General features: G+C 37.0%; 16 protein-coding genes. 10 read left to right on the top strand and 6 right to left on the bottom strand.

Features of this window, described 5'->3' with window-relative positions; genetic code table 11:
* Positions 1 to 21: 21 nt before the first annotated feature.
* The 3 genes from PQ459_09420 to PQ459_09430 all read right to left on the bottom strand — a co-directional run bounded on the left by PQ459_09420 (position 22) and on the right by PQ459_09430 (position 3398).
* Entirely contained in the window at positions 22 to 1476 is a 1455-nt protein-coding gene (locus PQ459_09420) for a sigma 54-interacting transcriptional regulator (protein WDF45119.1), read from the bottom strand.
* A gap of 5 nt (positions 1477 to 1481) precedes the next feature.
* Complete coding sequence (locus PQ459_09425; GenBank protein ID WDF45120.1) at positions 1482 to 2624, bottom strand: VWA domain-containing protein; 1143 nt, start codon at positions 2622 to 2624, stop codon at positions 1482 to 1484.
* 129 nt (positions 2625 to 2753) lie between these two features.
* Positions 2754 to 3398, bottom strand: coding sequence for a MarR family transcriptional regulator (locus PQ459_09430; protein WDF45121.1), 645 nt, complete (start codon positions 3396 to 3398; stop codon positions 2754 to 2756).
* Between the two features lie 107 nt (positions 3399 to 3505).
* On the opposite strand from PQ459_09430, the gene PQ459_09435 reads away from it, so the two are divergent.
* The gene (locus tag PQ459_09435; GenBank protein ID WDF45122.1) at positions 3506 to 4939 is read left to right on the top strand and encodes an SDR family oxidoreductase; all 1434 of its coding nucleotides are present in this window, start codon (positions 3506 to 3508) and stop codon (positions 4937 to 4939) included.
* 140 nt (positions 4940 to 5079) lie between these two features.
* Here the strand turns inward: PQ459_09435 and frr are convergent, their stop codons facing one another.
* Together frr and pyrH are read right to left on the bottom strand one after the other, a co-directional pair.
* Entirely contained in the window at positions 5080 to 5634 is a 555-nt protein-coding gene (gene frr, locus PQ459_09440) for a ribosome recycling factor (protein WDF45123.1), read from the bottom strand.
* Positions 5635 to 5740: 106 nt separating this feature from the next.
* The gene (pyrH, locus tag PQ459_09445) at positions 5741 to 6448 is read right to left on the bottom strand and encodes a UMP kinase (protein ID WDF45124.1); all 708 of its coding nucleotides are present in this window, start codon (positions 6446 to 6448) and stop codon (positions 5741 to 5743) included.
* Positions 6449 to 6630: 182 nt separating this feature from the next.
* Between pyrH and porQ the strand changes: the two genes are divergently transcribed.
* The 5 genes from porQ (at position 6631) to PQ459_09470 (ending at position 9801) form a co-directional block, all read left to right on the top strand.
* Entirely contained in the window at positions 6631 to 7626 is a 996-nt protein-coding gene (gene porQ / locus PQ459_09450; protein WDF45125.1) for a type IX secretion system protein PorQ, read from the top strand.
* A 126-nt stretch (positions 7627 to 7752) separates the two neighbouring features.
* Positions 7753 to 8430, top strand: a complete 678-nt coding sequence (cmk, locus tag PQ459_09455; GenBank protein WDF45126.1) for a (d)CMP kinase — start codon at positions 7753 to 7755, stop codon at positions 8428 to 8430.
* 93 nt (positions 8431 to 8523) lie between these two features.
* Entirely contained in the window at positions 8524 to 8901 is a 378-nt protein-coding gene (locus PQ459_09460) for a YtxH domain-containing protein (protein ID WDF45127.1), read from the top strand.
* A gap of 92 nt (positions 8902 to 8993) precedes the next feature.
* Positions 8994 to 9302, top strand: a complete 309-nt coding sequence (locus PQ459_09465; protein WDF45128.1) for a hypothetical protein — start codon at positions 8994 to 8996, stop codon at positions 9300 to 9302.
* Between the two features lie 4 nt (positions 9303 to 9306).
* On the top strand, positions 9307 to 9801 hold the full coding sequence (locus PQ459_09470; GenBank protein WDF45129.1) for a phosphoribosyl-ATP pyrophosphatase: 495 nt from the start codon (positions 9307 to 9309) through the stop codon (positions 9799 to 9801).
* Between the two features lie 2 nt (positions 9802 to 9803).
* Here PQ459_09470 and PQ459_09475 read toward each other — a convergent pair whose 3' ends face one another.
* Positions 9804 to 10532, bottom strand: a complete 729-nt coding sequence (locus PQ459_09475; GenBank protein WDF45130.1) for an RNA methyltransferase — start codon at positions 10530 to 10532, stop codon at positions 9804 to 9806.
* Between PQ459_09475 and PQ459_09480 the strand changes: the two genes are divergently transcribed.
* From PQ459_09480 to odhB, 4 genes are all read left to right on the top strand, one after another.
* On the top strand, positions 10518 to 13109 hold the full coding sequence (locus PQ459_09480) for a BamA/TamA family outer membrane protein (GenBank protein WDF45131.1): 2592 nt from the start codon (positions 10518 to 10520) through the stop codon (positions 13107 to 13109). The two genes, PQ459_09475 and PQ459_09480, sit on opposite strands and share 15 nt — an antisense overlap.
* A 13-nt stretch (positions 13110 to 13122) precedes the next feature.
* Positions 13123 to 14157: a polyketide cyclase gene (locus PQ459_09485; protein ID WDF45132.1), complete on the top strand. Its 1035-nt coding sequence runs from the start codon at positions 13123 to 13125 to the stop codon at positions 14155 to 14157.
* Positions 14158 to 14281: 124 nt separating this feature from the next.
* The gene (locus PQ459_09490; protein ID WDF45133.1) at positions 14282 to 17092 is read left to right on the top strand and encodes a 2-oxoglutarate dehydrogenase E1 component; all 2811 of its coding nucleotides are present in this window, start codon (positions 14282 to 14284) and stop codon (positions 17090 to 17092) included.
* Positions 17093 to 17160: 68 nt separating this feature from the next.
* Positions 17161 to 18402 carry a 2-oxoglutarate dehydrogenase complex dihydrolipoyllysine-residue succinyltransferase gene (gene odhB, locus PQ459_09495; GenBank protein WDF45134.1) on the top strand — a complete coding sequence of 414 codons (1242 nt, stop codon included), beginning with the start codon at positions 17161 to 17163 and terminating at the stop codon, positions 18400 to 18402.
* Positions 18403 to 18422 lie beyond the last annotated feature (20 nt).

The raw sequence follows: 18422 nt of genomic DNA on the forward strand, positions 1-18422 counted from the left end.
TTATTATTAAAACTTCAGTTATTAATCTCTAAAAAACTGCCCAATTCCTGCAGAATCAAAAGTATAAGCATTTGAATTTTCGGATCGATCCAGTTTTTTACTGATTGTCAATGCCCAAAGAACCAATTCTTTGCAGAAATTCTGATCTTCAGGACTCAGGTCAGAGGCATTTTCCTCTACGACGGTTACTAGGGGATTGATGCTGTTTAGTTTAGCATAAAATTCTTCGTCTGTATCTGTATAATTAAGTTCCAGATGATTTTTATTAAACCATTTGATTAAATCTGTGTAAGGTGTTTTGATTCCTTCTTTTTCAAGTTTAGAAATTCTTGGAAAGATGCTTTCAAATTGCGTGATTACAGCCTTGTCAATTAGTATTTTGGCCACATAGTCTGCACCTTCTTGTTCACCTTCGTACACCAACTCAATTTTTCCTGTAATCGATGGAATGATGGACATAAAATCAAGCAAGCGAACTGTCGTTTTTTCGGAAGCAGTTTCTATCAAACGTAATTTTGCGGCAGCAATTAGATTTTCCATTGCGCTAATTGTTAGCCTTGCACTCACACCACTTTTTGCATCCACATATTCACTGTTGCGGGCTGCAAAAGCTACTTCCTCCAGAAGGTTTTTCGCCAGATCTGGAATTTGAATCTGGGATCTATCTTCAGCTGAAATGGCAGCTTCTTGCTCAGTAATTTGTTTTGCAAGCGCAATTGTTTTTGGATAATGGGTGAAAATTTGAGATCCAATTCTGTCTTTCAACGGCGTCACAATGCTTCCACGATTTGTGTAATCTTCCGGATTTGCCGTAAACACAAATTGAATATCCAAAGGCATTCTCAACTGGAAACCTCGAATCTGAATATCACCTTCCTGCAAAATATTAAACAAAGAAACCTGAATCCTAGCCTGTAGATCAGGAAGCTCATTTAAAACAAAAATCGAACGGTTTGCTCTTGGAATCATCCCGTAATGCAAAACGCGCTCATCTGAGTACGGCAATTTTAATGTCGCTGCTTTGATTGGATCTATATCGCCAATCAAATCAGCAACATTCACATCTGGAGTTGCTAATTTTTCAAAGAAACGTTCGGAGCGGTGAACCCAGGAAATCGGAGTTTCGTCATCCAATTCTGCAATGATATCTCTTGCAAATTTTGAAATGGGCTGGAATGGGCTGTCATTAATTTCCGAACCTTTCACAATTGGCATGTATTCGTCCAAAAGATTGACCATACTTCTTGCAATTCTGGTTTTCGCCTGGCCTCTTAAACCCAGTAAATTAATATGATGACCAGCCAGAATTGCTTTTTTCAACTGCGGAACTACAGAATCTTCGTAGCCCCAAAGTCCTTCAAAAACTGGTTCTTTGCTTTTAATTTTTTGAATTAAATTCGCCTGGATTTCCTGACTAATCGTTTTATCTGTGTAACCGGAATCTTTCAATTCCTTAAATGTGATATCTTTTTTCATTTTTTCTAAATTCTCTTTATTCTATTTTTTTCGTAATCTTCAAAAATCATTTGTCCTAAGTCGGAAAGTCCTGTAAGAAAAGCTTTCCCTTTGTTCTGAGCAGTGAAAGCTTCCACAAATCTGCGTAGATAGGGATCCTGAGCAATCATAAAAGTTGTGATCGGGATTTTGAGTTTCCTTGCCTGTGCAGCTTTGTTGAGACATTGTCCTACGATCATTTCATCCAGACCTACACTGTTCATGTAATATTCGCCGGTGGGTAATTTGATGCAGCTAGGTTTTCCGTCTGTAATCATAAAGATCTGTTTGTTAGTATTTCTCTTCCTGCGAAGAATATCCATTGCCAATTCCAAGCCTGCAACTGTATTCGTGTGATATGGGCCAACCTGCAGATAGGGAAGATCCTTTATTTTTATCGGCCAGGCCTCGTTTCCGAAAACGATAATGTCAATGGAATCTTTAGGGTATTTTCTGTTGATGAGCTCTACTAAAGCCATTGCGACCTTTTTAGCCGGAGTTATTCTATCCTCGCCGTACAAAATCATTGAGTGGCTGATGTCTATCATCAAAACCGTACTCATCTGGGCTTTGTGCTTGGTTTCTTCTACAATGAGATCATCTTCTGTCATTCTCAGATCAGAAATTCCGTTATTGATTTGGGCATTTTTCAAGCTTTCTGTCATATTAACAGTTGACAGATCGTCGCCGTATTGGAAGTTACGGTTATCGCCATCACGCTCGTCACCCACGCCAGATTTATTGGTTCTGTGATTTCCAATACCTGATTTTTTAAGTTTTCCGAAGATCTGATCCAAGGCATATTCTCTCAATGCAGCTTCCAATTTGGCTGTCAGAATATTTTTCCCTTTTCCGGTACCTGTATTTCCGTCTTCAGAATCATCTTCTTTTTTGATGTAACCGCGTTTTCTGAGATCTTCTTCAAAATCTTCGATTGTATAGTCGTCGGTGAAAATGTCGTATTCTTTATCCAGCATATTCAGCCAGTCGAAGGCTTCTTCAATATCACCGGAAGTGTGCGTCAACAGATCTTTGAACACATCAAAAACGCGATCAAAATTGGATATTTCCTCCGGAACGTGTTTGCTGAATGTTAAACCCTGTTGAAAATTAAATTGTTTATTCATCATAAAATCAATCTCCTAATTAGAAAGTACAAGTTATGGAAATATTAGACCAATGATACAAGATTGGAAATAGAAAAACCCAATGATTGTGATATGGATTGAAAATTTTAGTCGTCTTAATTAAGTTAATTTTTAGATTAATTTTTCAATGTCAGTAAGTTCTGAATTTTTATATTCAGCATAGAGATGGGAATGGAATTCATTTAGTTTTTTTAATATTTTGAGAAGTTCCTTTTTCTCATCATCGCTCAAGGTTCCGGATAGGATTTTGGACGTTTGATTGACATTTGCAACTGATTGGTGGAAAGTTTCTTCGCCTTTTTTCGTAAGATTGAGTCGTTTGCTGCGTTTGTCATCCTGGTCATTTTTTTCTTCTAAAAAACCTGCTTCCAAAAGTCTTTTAATTATTTGAGTTCCTGTTTGTTTTTCGTGACCGTTTTTTTCTATCAACTGGATTTTCGTCAAATCAGGTTCATCTTTTAACCGGTACAAATATGTGAATTCTTCATTAGCCAAATTCGGGAAATCGGATAAACCTTTTCTTATCAGCAATTTTGAGTATCTGCTTAATAAGAGGATTTGTTTGCAAATTTCATTTTCAGTAAATGATACATTGTGATTTTCATTTTTGAAAAGCTTCGTTGGACTTTCATTAGCATATTTTTTATCATTCATCCATATCCGGAAGTCGTCCACACCTGAATTAGTTTTGTAGGCATCCGAATTTTCAAATTCTTTGATCTCGTGGAATAGTTGGATAAAAAAGTCAGTTTGCATAGTTTACCTTTCTGGTTAGTCTTTAAAAACAAATTTAGTAAATTATTTTACTACAATCAGATAGAAGGTATATATATTGTATTGTTTGGATTCAAATTAATCTATAAATGAAAAAGATTTTATTAACCGGTGCCACAGGCTACATTGGAAAAAGAATGATCAGTGTGATTGCAGCACAAGGTTATAAAGTGATTTGCTGCTGCAGGGACAAGGCTCGATTCTCCAAACCATCCGGAATTGATGCATCTATGATTGATGTGATTGAAGTTGATTTTCTAAAACCGGAGACGCTGGAAAATATTCCGCAAGATATTTCTGGTGCATATTATCTGATGCATTCTATGAGCAATACGGAAGATTATGAAGATGTCGAAAAAGAATGTGCACGCAATTTTATCGCGAAAATAGAAAAGACACAGTGCGAACACATCATTTATTTATCCGGATTAGTAAATCAAAATGAGCTGTCCAAGCATCTGAATTCCAGATTTCAAGTAGAAAGAATATTAATGGAAAGTCAAACTCCGGTCACCGTTCTGCGGGCTGGAATCATCATCGGTTCAGGAAGTGCTTCGTTTGAAATCATCCGAGATCTTGTAGAAAAATTGCCCGTGATGATCACACCAAAATGGCTAGATACAAAATGTCAACCTGTCGGAATTGCAAATGTTCTGGATTTTTTGATTTTTACTTTGTTTCAGGAAGATGCTTATCACAAAAGTTTTGATATCGGTTGTGATGATGTGCTTACTTATAAAGAAATTCTTTTAGGCTATGCTGAAGTTAGAGGTCTCAAAAGAAAGATTTTTACGCTACCTGTGATGACGCCAAAATTATCGTCCTACTGGCTTTATTTCATAACATCTACATCCTACAATCTTGCTTCATCATTGGTGGGAAGCATGAAAATTGAGGTTGTTTGTAAATCGGATAGTCTTGCGGAAATCAAGAAAATAACTGGTGTACAGCCATTTTCTTATGTTGAAGCTCTGAAAAGAACATTAGCTAAAATCCAGGCCAATGAAATCAGTTCCAGTTGGAAAGATAGCTTCATCAGCAGCAGACACGATACTACATTAAGAGAATATCTGGACGTTCCCAAATTTGGGTGTTACACAGATGTAAGAAGTGCAGCGTACGACGACCGCGAAAAATGCCTGGACCGATTTTTTAGTTTAGGTGGCAAAAATGGATGGTATGGGCAAAGTCTTTGGAAGATTCGTGGTTTTATGGATGTGCTTGTGGGAGGCCCAGGTTTACGAAGGGGAAGAACGCATCCTTTACAACTGCACGAGGGTGATGCGTTGGATTTTTGGCGTGTACTCTATGCCAATAGGGAAGAGGGAAAACTCATTCTTTTCGCCGAAATGAAATTACCGGGAGAAGCGTGGCTGATGTTCAAACTGTACAAAGGGAAACTTTGGCAAAAAGCTGTTTTTCGTCCACACGGATTAGCTGGTAGATTATATTGGTACTCTGTTTTACCATTTCACGGAATTATTTTTAAAGGAATGGTGAAAAAGTTGGCCCGTGGAGAATGATTTAAAATATATAACATTTAGAAATAAATCACTGGACTTATCAGTACTACTTTACTTATATTTTATTGTAAAGGATTAAAAATCAAAAAAACCTCGCTCCAAAAAATGAAGCGAGGTTTTTATAGAATTAAAACAGAAACTTAAACTTTTAAGATCTCTGCTTCTTTTGTTTTGTAAGCGTCGTCAGACTTTTTCACGTAAGCATCTGTCAGGTCCTGAATATCTTTCTCAGCACCTTTGATGAGGTCTTCTGCGATTCCATCAAGTCTTTTCAGTTCCTTGTTACCTTCCTGTCTTGCGTTTCTAATTGTTACTTTCGTTTGATCCGTTTCACCTTTAGCTTGTTTCGCCAATTCACGTCTTCTTTCCTCGGTCAAAGGCGGAACGTTGATGATGATCACATCACCATTGTTAGACGGTGCAAATCCAAGGTTCGAGTTCACGATTCCTTTTGCGATCGCACCAATTGCCGTTCTGTCCCAAGGTTGGATAGAAAGCGTCATCGCATCCACTACAGACACGTTTGCCACTTGGCTTAGAGGCGTTGGCGCTCCGTAATATTCCACCATCACGTCCTGAACCATAGATGTAGAAGCACGTCCGGCTCTGATCTTTTGGAACGCATGATCCAAATGCTTGATTGCAGCATCCATCTCTTGCTTTGCGGAGGCTACAATGAGTTCTAATTCTTCCATTGTATATTTAAAATTTGATAATTGACACATATAATTAATTCAAAGTTGGAGATTTAAAATTCAAAGTTGAAATACTTTCGACTTCTGACTTCTATCTCTGACTTTTTTACACATTTACCAGTGTACCGATATTTTCGCCGTCGATTAATCTTTCCAAGTTACCTTCCTTGTTCATATCAAAAACGATGATTGGCAATTTGTTCTCGTGGCTTAGAGTGAATGCAGTCATATCCATCACTTTGAGGTTTTTCTCAAAAACTTCGTCGAAAGACAGACTATTGAATTTCACTGCGTCTGCATTTTTCTCAGGATCACTATCATAGATTCCGTCCACTCTGGTTCCTTTTAGTATCACATCTGCATCTATTTCGATGGCTCTAAGTGTCGCCGCAGTATCCGTTGTGAAATATGGATTTCCAGTTCCAGCACCGAAGATGACAACTCTTCCTTTCTCCAGGTGACGAACAGCCTTTCTTTTGATAAATGGTTCAGCCACTTTGTCCATTTCGATAGCAGATTGCAATCTTGTAATGATTCCTGCATCTTCCAAAGCACCTTGCAAAGCCATTCCGTTAATCACAGTTGCCAGCATTCCCATATAGTCGCCCTGAACTCGGTCCATACCTTTTGCAGCGCCTGCCAATCCTCTGAAAATATTTCCACCACCAATCACAATTGCGACTTCACAACCTTTGTCGACTACTTTTTTGATCTCGACTGCATATTCTCTCAGTCTGTCGTTGTCGATGCCGTATTGGCGTTCTCCCATTAGTGCTTCACCGCTCAGTTTCAGAAGGATTCTTTTGTATTTCATTTATATTTTTATTTTTTTGTCTTGGTCAATTGAAACTTGGATTTTCAATATTTCAAATTTATTTTAAATTTTGACTGTGCAAATATAATGAAAGGAAAAGAATTACGTTAATGAAAAAGATAGTCGTTCAAAAATTTTGATACGCATCAAAATAGATTATTTTTGCAAAGCTAAAATACAGTGTGAAGAAGTTCTACAATCTCTTTTTTATCGTAGTTTCTAGTGTGGTTTTTTCTCAAACGGGAACCACCGTTTATCAGTTTCTGAATATTCCCATCTCTCCAAGACAAGCGGTTCTGGGCGATGCTGTTTCTGTTCGGGATTATGATGTCAATTTTACAGCAGCCAATCCGGCGTTGATGAATATTGATATGGATAATATGCTGTCTGTAAACTATGCTTCATACCTCGCTGATACAAAAATTGGAAGTATCAGCTACGTTCGTGATTTGGAGTTTGGACATTTGGTTTCCTTCAATGCGAGATATATGGATTATGGATCTATGCCTAGGACTGATGAGAACTCTATCATCAATGGTGATTTTTCTGCAATGGATGCCTCTGTTGGGCTTGGTTATGCTTATCAGTTCGAAGATAACTGGACAATTGGAGCCAATGTCAATTACATTACTTCAAAAATCGATACTTATTCCTCTTCTGCGATCACTGCAAATGCCGGTGTGACTTATTATTTTGATCAAAGTAATGAAACTTTAGCATTGGTTTTCAGGAATTTTGGTTATCAGATGCAGCCTTATAATGGTGTTCGGGAGAAATTGCCTTTTCGCGTAGATCTTGGTTATACGAAGATTTTGGACGAGTTTCCTGCAGCACTTACAATCACAGCCCACGATCTACAGCAACCCAATATTTCAGCTGCAACAGATATCAACGGACAGCCGACTAAATTTGGAAGGAAAGTATTAGACCATTTGTCTTTCGGAGCAGAGTTGTTCCCTGGACAGGCTTTCAATATTAGGTTTGGATATAACGTAAAAAGAGGTGGGGAATTGGCAGTTCTAGATCAAAGGAGTTTTACAGGATTGTCCGCGGGTTTTAGTTTGAAGATCTCATCATTCCGTTTTGATTATTCTCACATGCGTTACCACAATTCTTCAAATGTCAACATGCTTGGTCTTACGATGGATTTGATTCAGCTTGGCGGAAATAGGAGGTAAGATAAGATTCAGCAATTAAAGAATTATGAAACCGGAAAAATCTCCGACAGTTAATTCTTCGAATATTCCTCATTTAATCTTTCAATTTCATAAGGTGAAAATCTCAGAATTTTTTAATTTTGTGCTATGACAAAAAAACCGGTTATCGCAATCGACGGATTTTCATCCACAGGAAAAAGTTCCATTTCTAAAATCATTGCAAAAGATCTAGGCCTCATCCATATGGATACAGGTGCTCTTTACAGGGGCATTACTTATTTTGCACTTCAAAATTGTATTAATGATGACCAATCAATTAATATAGAAAAATTAATTTCTGATCTTCCCGATATCAATCTTGAGTTTCAAAACGTTGATGGTGAACTTCAACTATTTCTTAATGGGAAAAATATTAATAGAGAAATCAGATTTCCACAGGTTTCAGACAATGTAAGCCAGGTTGCTAAAGAAGCTGAGGTGAGAAACTTCTTGTTGGAAACCCAACGCGTTATTGCAGAGAAAGGTGGAATTATTATGGACGGTAGAGATATCGGGACAGTTGTTTTGCCGGATGCAGATTACAAATTTTTTATGACAGCAAGTCAGGATGAACGTGCCAGAAGACGCTTCCTGGAACTTGAATTGGCAGGTGAAAATATAGATATAGAAACGGTCAAACAAAATCTGATTACAAGAGACAAAATCGACAGTGAAAGAGAAGTTTCTCCTCTGAAACAAGCTGATGACGCTATCTTAATTGATAATACCAATATCAATAAAGAAGAAACAATTGCCTTAATTTTGTCCTATATCAAAAAGTTTTAACAAAATTTTAAGAACATTAATCTCTCTTTGGCATTTTAGTTGTAAATTTATAAACAACATTATCGATTTTAAATTAACTTAAAAATAATAACAATGTCAAAAAAATCAAATTCAGCAGCAGTATTAGCTGCATTGTTAGCAGGAGCAGCAACTGGTGTAATTTTAGGATTGCTATATGCACCTGAAGAAGGTAAGGAAACCAGAAAAAAAATCAAGGATAAAGCTAACGATCTAAAAGATAAAGCCGTTGACGAATATGGCAAAACTTCTGAAGTTGTAAAAGACAAATATTCTGAAGTTTCTCACAATGTGAAAGACAAATACAACTCTTTATCTTCAACTTTCAAGGAAACAGCTCAGAACGTTGCTTCTACTGTTAAAGATAGTTATGATAAATATAAGGATCAGATTGTTTCTAAAACATCTGACGTAGTAAAAGATGTAGAAACTGAATTGGACGGTTTGAAATAAGCCTTAGAATTTAGTTTTCTCGAAAAGGAATTTAATTTTTAAATTCCTTTTTTTGTAAATAATTGTGTAATTTTAAATTTAATAAGATTCTTATGATTGATATTATAAAAGATTATACGACCAAGCGTCTGGATCTGATCAAGCTTCAGTTTACAGAAAAATCTTCTTTATCAGCTGGTATTATTGCGTTTCTATCAATCGTAGTAATTGCGTTTTCGTTCTTTATTATCCTATTTAATTTCGGTATTGCTTTCCTAATTGGTCAATCGATAGGTAGCACAGGCTATGGATTCTTGATAGTAGCCGGATTTTATTTCGTAGTAATGATTGCTGTTTTCTTCCTCAAGAAATTGATTGTAAAATCTATCGCAAATCAGGTAATTGATTTTTTAAAAAAATAAACGTATGGCAACTAAATATACTAATCTTGATGAACTAAGAAGTGAAAAAAGACTTCTGAAACAGGAAATAGGAGAGTTGGAAGACATTCTGACTTTCAAAAGTAAAAAGGATAGCCTGAGTGTAATGACAAGTGGCCTGACAGACAAATTCCTGAAAGAAACGGTAAACGAAGAAGGGGAAAAATCGCTTTCTTTGGATACTCAAAATATTATGAGAGAAATCTCTTCCGGAATGAAAGAGACTGCATCCAGAAAAAATGTTCTAAATTTGGCAAATGATAGCGTTAAGTCCGGATTGCTGGAAACAACAATCAAAATGGGAACTGTTGCGCTGGTAAGTAATTTTGCAAAAAAAAGTGTGATGAATAAAAATTGGAAAAGAAAAGCAGTCGGTTTGGCATTGGTGTATCTTGCACCGTACGCATTGAGATTCATTAGAAAAAAATTGGATGAATATCAGAAAAACCAAACAGCATCCAGCCTGGAAAAATTAATCTAAAATTATTTTTTAGAAAATATCTCCCCTAAAATGATTCCGGCAGACATAGAGACATTCAGACTTTCTGTGGACTGTGATCTTCCGAATCTTGGGATGGTAATCATAGTGGAAATAAGATCTTCCGTGGAAGGTCTTAATCCATTTCCCTCATTTCCGAAAACCAAAGAAAATTTCTCCGGAAATTTTGTCTCATAAATGTTTTCCCCATTCATATCTGTCCCGAAGATTGGGAATTCATATTCCTTTAGATAGTCATCAAGGTCTGTGTAAAAGATATTGACTCTCAAAAAAGAACCCATCGTTGCCTGTATTACTTTTGGATTATAGATATCCACGGTATCATTGCTGCAGACGATCTGCTCTATACCAAACCAATCTGCCAGTCTGATAATCGTACCCAGATTTCCAGGATCCTGAATTCCGTCCAAAATTAGTTGAATCGAAACCTCCTTCAAATATTTATTTTCCGGAATTTTACAAACGGCCACAGAATCTTTCGGGTGCTGTAGAAAACTTATTTTTTTCAGATCGTTGGGCAAGATTTTATGAATTTCCTGCGTTTTGAAAATAATATTTTCCGGATCTGTGGAATATAGGTTTTCAATTTCGTAATTAGAGTTGGGAAGTTCTTTTATAATTTTATTACCCTCAACTAAAAACAAATTGTATTTTTGCCTGTATTTCTTTTTGTCCAGAGATTGTATAGTCTTTATAGTATGAGCCGTAAGCATAGTAACAAATATTTTCAAAAATATCATATATTTTATTACTCCGCAATTTTAAGTGTGATTTTGTATGCATGTAATGTGACCAAAAAAGTACCTGACGGAGAATTTCTTCTTACAAAAAACAAATTTGAGTTTACAGATGGTAAAGTTTTGGCGGACGAATTACCAGATATGGTGGCGCAAAAACCAAATAAGAAAACACTTGTAGTTGTTCCATTGGGACTGATGTTCTACAATGCTGCCAATCCCAAATATGATACGATTCTGAAAGAATATATGACTTATCCTAGTGAGATGAGAAATCAGAAACTTAGGGACTCATTATTTGTGAAGTACAATCATCCCGAATATGTTGGGAAGAATCTTTTCTGGAATCGTTTCTTTCATACAGTAGGAAACGCTCCGGTCATCTTCAGTGATGCAAAAACTAAACAGAGTGTCAAGAGTATCAATAATAGATTGATCAACCGAGGCTATTGGGATGCGGAAGTTAAAACAACTGTGGATAAAGATTCAGCTGCGAAAAAGGCCGAAGTAGAATATATTATTACTCATAAGGACCCTACCTATATAAAAGATTATTATTACAATATTCCTGATCCCAACATCAGATGGATTTACGAAAGTCGATTAGACAAAAGCCTTGTGAGAAAAGGTCAAATTCTAGATGAGACTGTTCTTGAAAAAGAAATTACGAGAATTAATGACCTGATGAAGGATTCAGGTTATTATAAATTTAATAATGACAACCAGGATATCTATTTCGTAGCAGATTCCTTGAAGAGTAGGAAAGATGTTCCATTAGTAATGTCTATTCACAAAGATTCTGCTGATACACCATACCGGAAAGCAACTATTGGAAAAATAAAAGTCTCTGTCGTGAGAAATGGAAATGATACCAAACTTCCGTTGAAAGACAGTATCCGAGGCATTAATATCTTCAGAAAAGACAGCGCATACAGAGCAAACGCCCTATGGTTGCCAATAACCCTGCGACCGGGTGAAGTCTACAAGCAGACAAATTTGGATTTGACCAGAAGAAATCTGATTGCGATGAATAATTTTACAATTCTAAAAGCTTCTGACGAACTGAGAAAAGAAGGAACCGCAGCAGAAAGAGACAGTATCATAGATGTGGAATATCTTTTGAAGCCGCTTCCAAAGTACGAATTCAGCTACGCTACGGATATTCATTATTCTCAGATTCTTAATTTTGGTTTTTCTCCATCGGTAGATCTTACAACAAGGAATGTCTTCGGAGGAGCAGAAAATTTAGTTACAAGTTTTTCAGGAATTGTGGGTACTACAAAAGATCCAAAAGATCCCAATGCCTTCTTCAATGCTTACGAATTGTCTGCACAGGCTTCATTACAGTTCCCAAGATTATTGGTGCCATTTAAGAATTATTGGAAACTTGTGCCCAAAAGATATTCGCCTACCACTAGTCTTAATCTTGGTGCATCTGTTCAAAACAACATTGGTCTTGGAAGAATCAATTTTAATACGGGACTCAGCTACTACGCAAATGTAAATGATGGAAAAGTACAGCATAGGTTGACCTTGTTTAATACCCAGTTAAGCCTTACCCAGAACAAGGACCGATATTACGATTACTTCCCGGCTGACAATGAATACAGGGAAAATATATTTAATCTGTATGCAGTAAATCATCCTGAAATTCTTACCTCAGGATATTCCTACGACCAGATTTCTGCAATTGTATTACAAGATACAGGCTTTATTACCAATCTTCTGGCTTCCGATAGTGGTTTGCTGTACAATTATATGCAGTCAATTTACAATAAGGAGCGCCAGACGCAGGACGTTATTATTTCTTCTATCATTTATAATTTTACTTACAATGAGATTGGTAAGAAGGATTATGTCAATCCATTTTCATTCACGGGAAAAGTTGAGATTGCTGGTAATTTCCTTAATATGATTACCAAAAAAGAAGAAAACTATCTGGTTTATGGTAATACGAAAACCATCTTCAAAATTCCTTTCTCTCAGTTCATTAAGTTTGATTTGGATTACCGTAAATATTTTACATTCTTTAATGACAGGGCAAAACCACATACTCTCGCTTTTAGACAGTTTGTAGGAATCGGAATTCCTTATGGTAACTCCAGCGAGATGCCTTTTGTGAGATCTTATTTCAATGGAGGCGCGTATGACATCAGAGCTTGGGTCGCTTTCGGAGGATTGGGTCCGGCAGATTCTCAGTTAGACGAGAGAGTAAGGTCTTATGCGATGGACAACGTGAAACTTACGACAAGTGTAGAATATCGTTTGCCTCTCACAGATACTTTCGAGGCAGCATTATTTACGGATGCGGGGAATATCTGGGGGCTCAAGGATAATGGTTTCGGAGATCAGTTCAAATTCAAAAAATTTATCAGCCAAATGGGTATTGGTAGTGGTTTTGGTATCAGGATGAATATAGCCTATGTGAATTTACGATTAGATATGGCTTATAAAATACACGATCCAAATAGACCAGAAGGTGAAAAATGGGTGATTGATAAAATCAAGCCTTTGCAGCCAACGATTAACTTCGCAATCGGTTATCCATTCTAAATTTATTTTACAAATGCGTTTTCTCAAATTTATTATCATCATTATTCTCTGTTTATTTGGAGTCTATTCAATCTCTATGAATTTTGTGGATGAAAGCAAAAGTTTCGTTCATCATTCCGAGATTGCATATCCTGTTGACAAGGTTTTTCCTCAGTTTAATAATCTACAGAACTTCACTGCCTGGAATGATTTCTTTAGTGGAAAAGATGATATCAGTTACAGTTTTTTCACACCCTATGAAGGCTTAGGCAGCTCGATGAAATTCTCCGACAAGACGAATGATGATTTCGGAGATTTGTTTATTAGATATTCTAATGCAAACCGAACTTTGCGATATCAGCTCTTCGAAGGAGAAAGCGAAAATCCTTATTTGATTGATGTGAAATTCATACCAGCAGGCAATAAGACCAAATTAATCTGGAACATTCATACACCAAAAAGAAGTTATCTGGAAAGATCACTCAATTTAGTAGCAGAAGATTTTTTTGTGGAGAATATTGATAAAAGTATGAAGAATCTATTTTCACATTTAGGAAATAAAGTGGACAAAGATCAACAGTTAGCCTCCATCAAATATGACAGCGTGATGGTGGAAAATCAGGAAGGCGGAATACTTCTTGGGGTTAACGTAAGTACCAGAAATACAAAAGAAATCATTTTCAAAAACGTATTGATGAATCACAACAAGGTCTTGAATTTCGTCAAATCTGATCTTGGGAAAAAAGATGATGAAATTGGTGTGCCGGTTTTACTAACCAATCCAGCCAATCTCAAAGATAAAGAGATGTCATATTTTTATGGCGTGCCTTTATCAAAAAGAGTCTCCGTCAGCGATAATAATTTCAATTTCCAAACTCTGAACGCTTCAAAAGTTTATGTGATCTATTTTCAAGGAAATTATAACAGCAGGATAAAAAACGTCCAGGAACTGCTGAAAAAGGCGAAGAAAGACACACTCAGAAACGGACAGCTTATGGAAGAGTTCCTCGAAGAACCAACTGACGTTCAGGATGTAAAACTGAAATTATCTCTGCCAGTTTACCGCTAGTAAATCTGATAAATATCATGTATATTTACGGTAATAAATAGACGCTTTATATGCCAATCCACAAAAAATTAGTAAATTTGTTGGCAATTATTTAATAATAAAATTTAACAGATAATCTGTAATAATGGATAAATTTTCATTTCTAAATGCTGTACATGCTCAATTAATTGATGATATGTATGCGCAATACCAAAAATACCCCGATTCTCTTGAACCTTCTTGGAAGTCTTTTTTCCAAGGTTTTGACTTCGCTTTAGAAAACTATGGCGATGATGAGCCGGTTTCTGCAGCGCCTTCTGGTTCTGCTCCTGTTCAATATGCTCAGCAAGCCGTTACGAATAATGCGGTTTCAGAAGATATTTCAAAGGAATTTAAGGTAGTGAACCTGATCGAGGCTTACAGGTCTAGAGGTCACCTTTTTACCAAAACAAATCCAGTAAGAGAAAGAAGATTTTATTTCCCTACGCTTGATATAGAAAATTTCGGATTGTCTAAAGAAGATCTGAATAAGAAATTCAATTCTGCAACACAAACCGGAATGCCTGGACCTGCGACTTTGCAGGAAATCATTACGCACCTTCAGAACATCTATTGTGATTCTATCGGTGTGGAATATATGCACATCCAGAATGTAGAGGAGAAGAAGTGGATTATGGAGTGGGTAAACGTTAATGAAAACCATCCAACGCTTTCTGCTCAAGAAAAAACTGAAATTCTTTTCAAACTAAACCAAGCGGTAGCATTTGAAAATTATCTTCACACAAAATTCGTAGGTCAAAAACGTTTCTCTCTCGAAGGAGGCGAATCTTTGATTCCAGCTTTGGATCAATTGATTACAAGATCTTCTCAATTAGGCGTTGACGAAGTTGTGCTTGGAATGGCTCACAGAGGACGTCTGAATGTTTTGACTAATGTTTTCCAGAAGTCTTATAAACAAATCTTTTCAGAATTTGAAGGAAAGGAATTTGAGGAAGATGTATTCTCAGGTGATGTAAAATACCACTTGGGTTCTTCTAAAAAAATTACTACAGCAAACGGAGAAGAAGTTAGAATTAACTTAACGCCGAATCCATCGCATTTAGAAACTGTAGCTGCCCTTGTAGAAGGAATCTGCAGAGCAAAAGTTGATAATACATACAAAGACGATTATTCTAAAGTTCTGCCAATCGTGATCCACGGAGACGGTGCTATTGCCGGTCAGGGTATTGTTTATGAAATCGCTCAGATGATGAATCTGGAAGGTTACAAAACGGGCGGAACAGTTCACATTGTTGTGAATAATCAGGTTTCTTTTACCACCAATTATACGGATGCAAGATCTTCTGTTTACTGTACAGATATTGCAAAAGTGACAGATTCTCCGGTAATGCACATCAATGCTGATGATGTAGAAGCTGTAGTTCACGCAATTAGATTCGCTGCAGATTTCCGTGCGAAATTTGGTAAAGATGTTTATATCGATCTTTTAGGATATAGAAAATATGGTCATAACGAAGGTGATGAACCAAGATTTACTCAGCCAAATCTTTATAAATTAATCTCAAAACACCAAAATCCAAGAGAAATCTACAAAGATCTTTTGATTAAAGAAAATGTTGTTTCTGACGAAGTTTTGAGCAAAATGGAGAAAGAATTCAAAGCCTTGCTTGATGAGAATTTTGACGCTTCAAAAGAAATCGAAAGAAATACAATGGACGTTTTCATGAAAGACGACTGGACAGATTTCCCAATCGGTGGAAAAGGTTGTGTTTCAAATTCTAATGTCGATACAACTTACGACCTTGAAAAATTAAAGGAACTTGCAGTTAAAATCTCTACACTTCCTGCAGACAAAAAATTCATTAATAAAATTACCCGTCTTTTCGAAAACAGAGTGAAGATGGTGGAAAATAATTCTTTGGATTGGGCAGCAGGAGAGTTGTTGGCTTATGCAACACTTCTTACGGAAGGATACAACGTTAGACTTTCCGGAGAAGATGTGGAAAGAGGAACGTTCTCTCACCGTCACGCAGTTGTAAAAACTGAAGACACTGAAGAAGAATATATCCCATTAAGACATATCAACGAACAAAGATTTGATGTTTACAATTCACATCTTTCAGAATACGGAGTTTTAGGATTTGACTATGGTTATGCTATGGCTGCTCCTAAAACATTGACAATCTGGGAAGCTCAGTTTGGTGATTTTACAAACGGTGCTCAGATCATTGTTGACCAATATTTGGTTGCTGCTGAAGAAAAATGGAAAATCCAGGACGGTTTGGTAATGATGTTGCCTCACGGATCTGAAGGTCAAGGTGCAGAACACTCTTCTGCTAGACTGGAGAGATTCCTGACGCTTGCTGCAAATGAGAATATCATCGTTGCAAATATCACTTCTCCAGCTAACTATTTCCATTTGCTGAGAAGACAAATGAAATTCGGATTCAGAAAACCATTGGTGATCATGACGCCAAAATCATTGTTGAGACATCCAAAAGTAGTTTCTCCATTAGAAGATCTTGCAACAGGAAGCTTCCAGCCAATTTTGGACGATCCAACAGCAGATCCAGCAAAAGTGGAAAGATTGGTACTTTGTACTGGTAAGCTATATTACGATCTACTTGCTAAGAAAGAAGAATTGAATGATGATAAAGTAGCTTTGGTAAGACTTGAGCAAGTTTATCCTTTAAATTTTGAAAAAGTTCAAGCCATCTTTGATAAATATAATAACAAAAAAGACTTGATCTGGGCTCAGGAAGAACCTGAAAATATGGGAGCTTGGAGTTTCATCCTAAGAAACTTCCGTGATACCAATATCCAGTTGATCTCTCCAGTTGCCAGCGGAACGCCAGCGCCAGGAAGTCACAAGATGTTTGAGAAAAACCAGACGAAAATCATCAATTCTGTTTTTCAATGTAACGATGAGCCTGTAAAAAGACCAGTTACAGCTTAATAAAATTAATAAACTATAAAGAATAACAATCCTCACAGATTGTTCTGAAATTAAAAACAAAAAAGAATATGTCAATATTAGAAATGAAAGTTCCTTCACCGGGAGAATCTATCACAGAAGTAGAAATTGCGACTTGGTTAGTACAAGACGGTGATTACGTAGAAAAAGATCAGCCAATTGCAGAAGTAGATTCTGATAAGGCAACTTTGGAACTTCCTGCTGAGCAAAGTGGAATCATCACTTTGAAGGCTGAAGAAGGTGAAGTGGTTCAGGTTGGCCAAGTGGTTTGCCTTATTGATATGGATGCTGCAAAACCAGAAGGTAGCGCTGCGCCAGCTGCAGAGAAACCAAAAGAAGAGCCTAAAGCGGAAGAGAAAAAAGAAGAACCAGCACCAACTCCAAAAGCTGAGGCTCCAAAAACTGAAACTTACGCTGCTCAAACGCCTTCTCCTGCTGCTAAGAAGATTCTTGACGAAAAAGGAATTGCTCCAAGTCAGGTAAGTGGTTCTGGCAGAGATGGCAGAATTACAAAAGATGACGCTGTGACTGCTTCGGTTCCTGCAATGGGAAGTGCAAGTGGTGGAAACAGAGGAACATCGACTACAAAACTTTCAGTTCTTAGAAGAAAGATCGCTGCAAGATTAGTTTCAGTGAAAAATGAAACTGCAATGTTGACGACTTTCAACGAGGTTGATATGTCTGAGATCTTCAGAATCAGAAAACAATATAAAGAAGAATTCGCTGCAAAACACGGGATTGGTCTTGGATTTATGTCTTTCTTCACGAAAGCAGTAACCAGAGCTTTGAAGCTTTATCCAGATGTGAACGCATCTATTGACGGCGATTTCAAAACCAACTATGATTTCGCAGATATTTCTATCGCGGTTTCAGGACCGAAAGGTTTGATGGTGCCAGTTCTTAGAAATGCAGAAAATATGTCTCTAAGAGGCGTTGAAGCTAACATCAAAGATCTTGCTCTAAAAGTAAGAGATGGAAAAATCACAGTTGATGAGATGACTGGTGGAACATTCACTATCACAAACGGTGGAACTTTTGGATCGATGTTATCTACGCCGATCATCAACCCGCCACAATCTGCGATCTTGGGAATGCACAACATCATCCAAAGACCAGTTGCTGTTGACGGACAAGTTGTGATCAGACCAATGATGTACGTTGCAATGTCTTATGACCACAGGATCATCGACGGAAAAGAATCCGTAGGTTTCTTGGTTGCTGTGAAAGAAGCAATCGACAATCCAGTAGAATTCCTAATGGATGGTGACGAAAGAAAAGCTTTGGAATTGTAATTAATTTCATCAGTATAAAA

This window comes from Chryseobacterium sp. KACC 21268 (genome assembly GCA_028736075.1).
Taxonomy (GTDB): domain Bacteria; phylum Bacteroidota; class Bacteroidia; order Flavobacteriales; family Weeksellaceae; genus Epilithonimonas.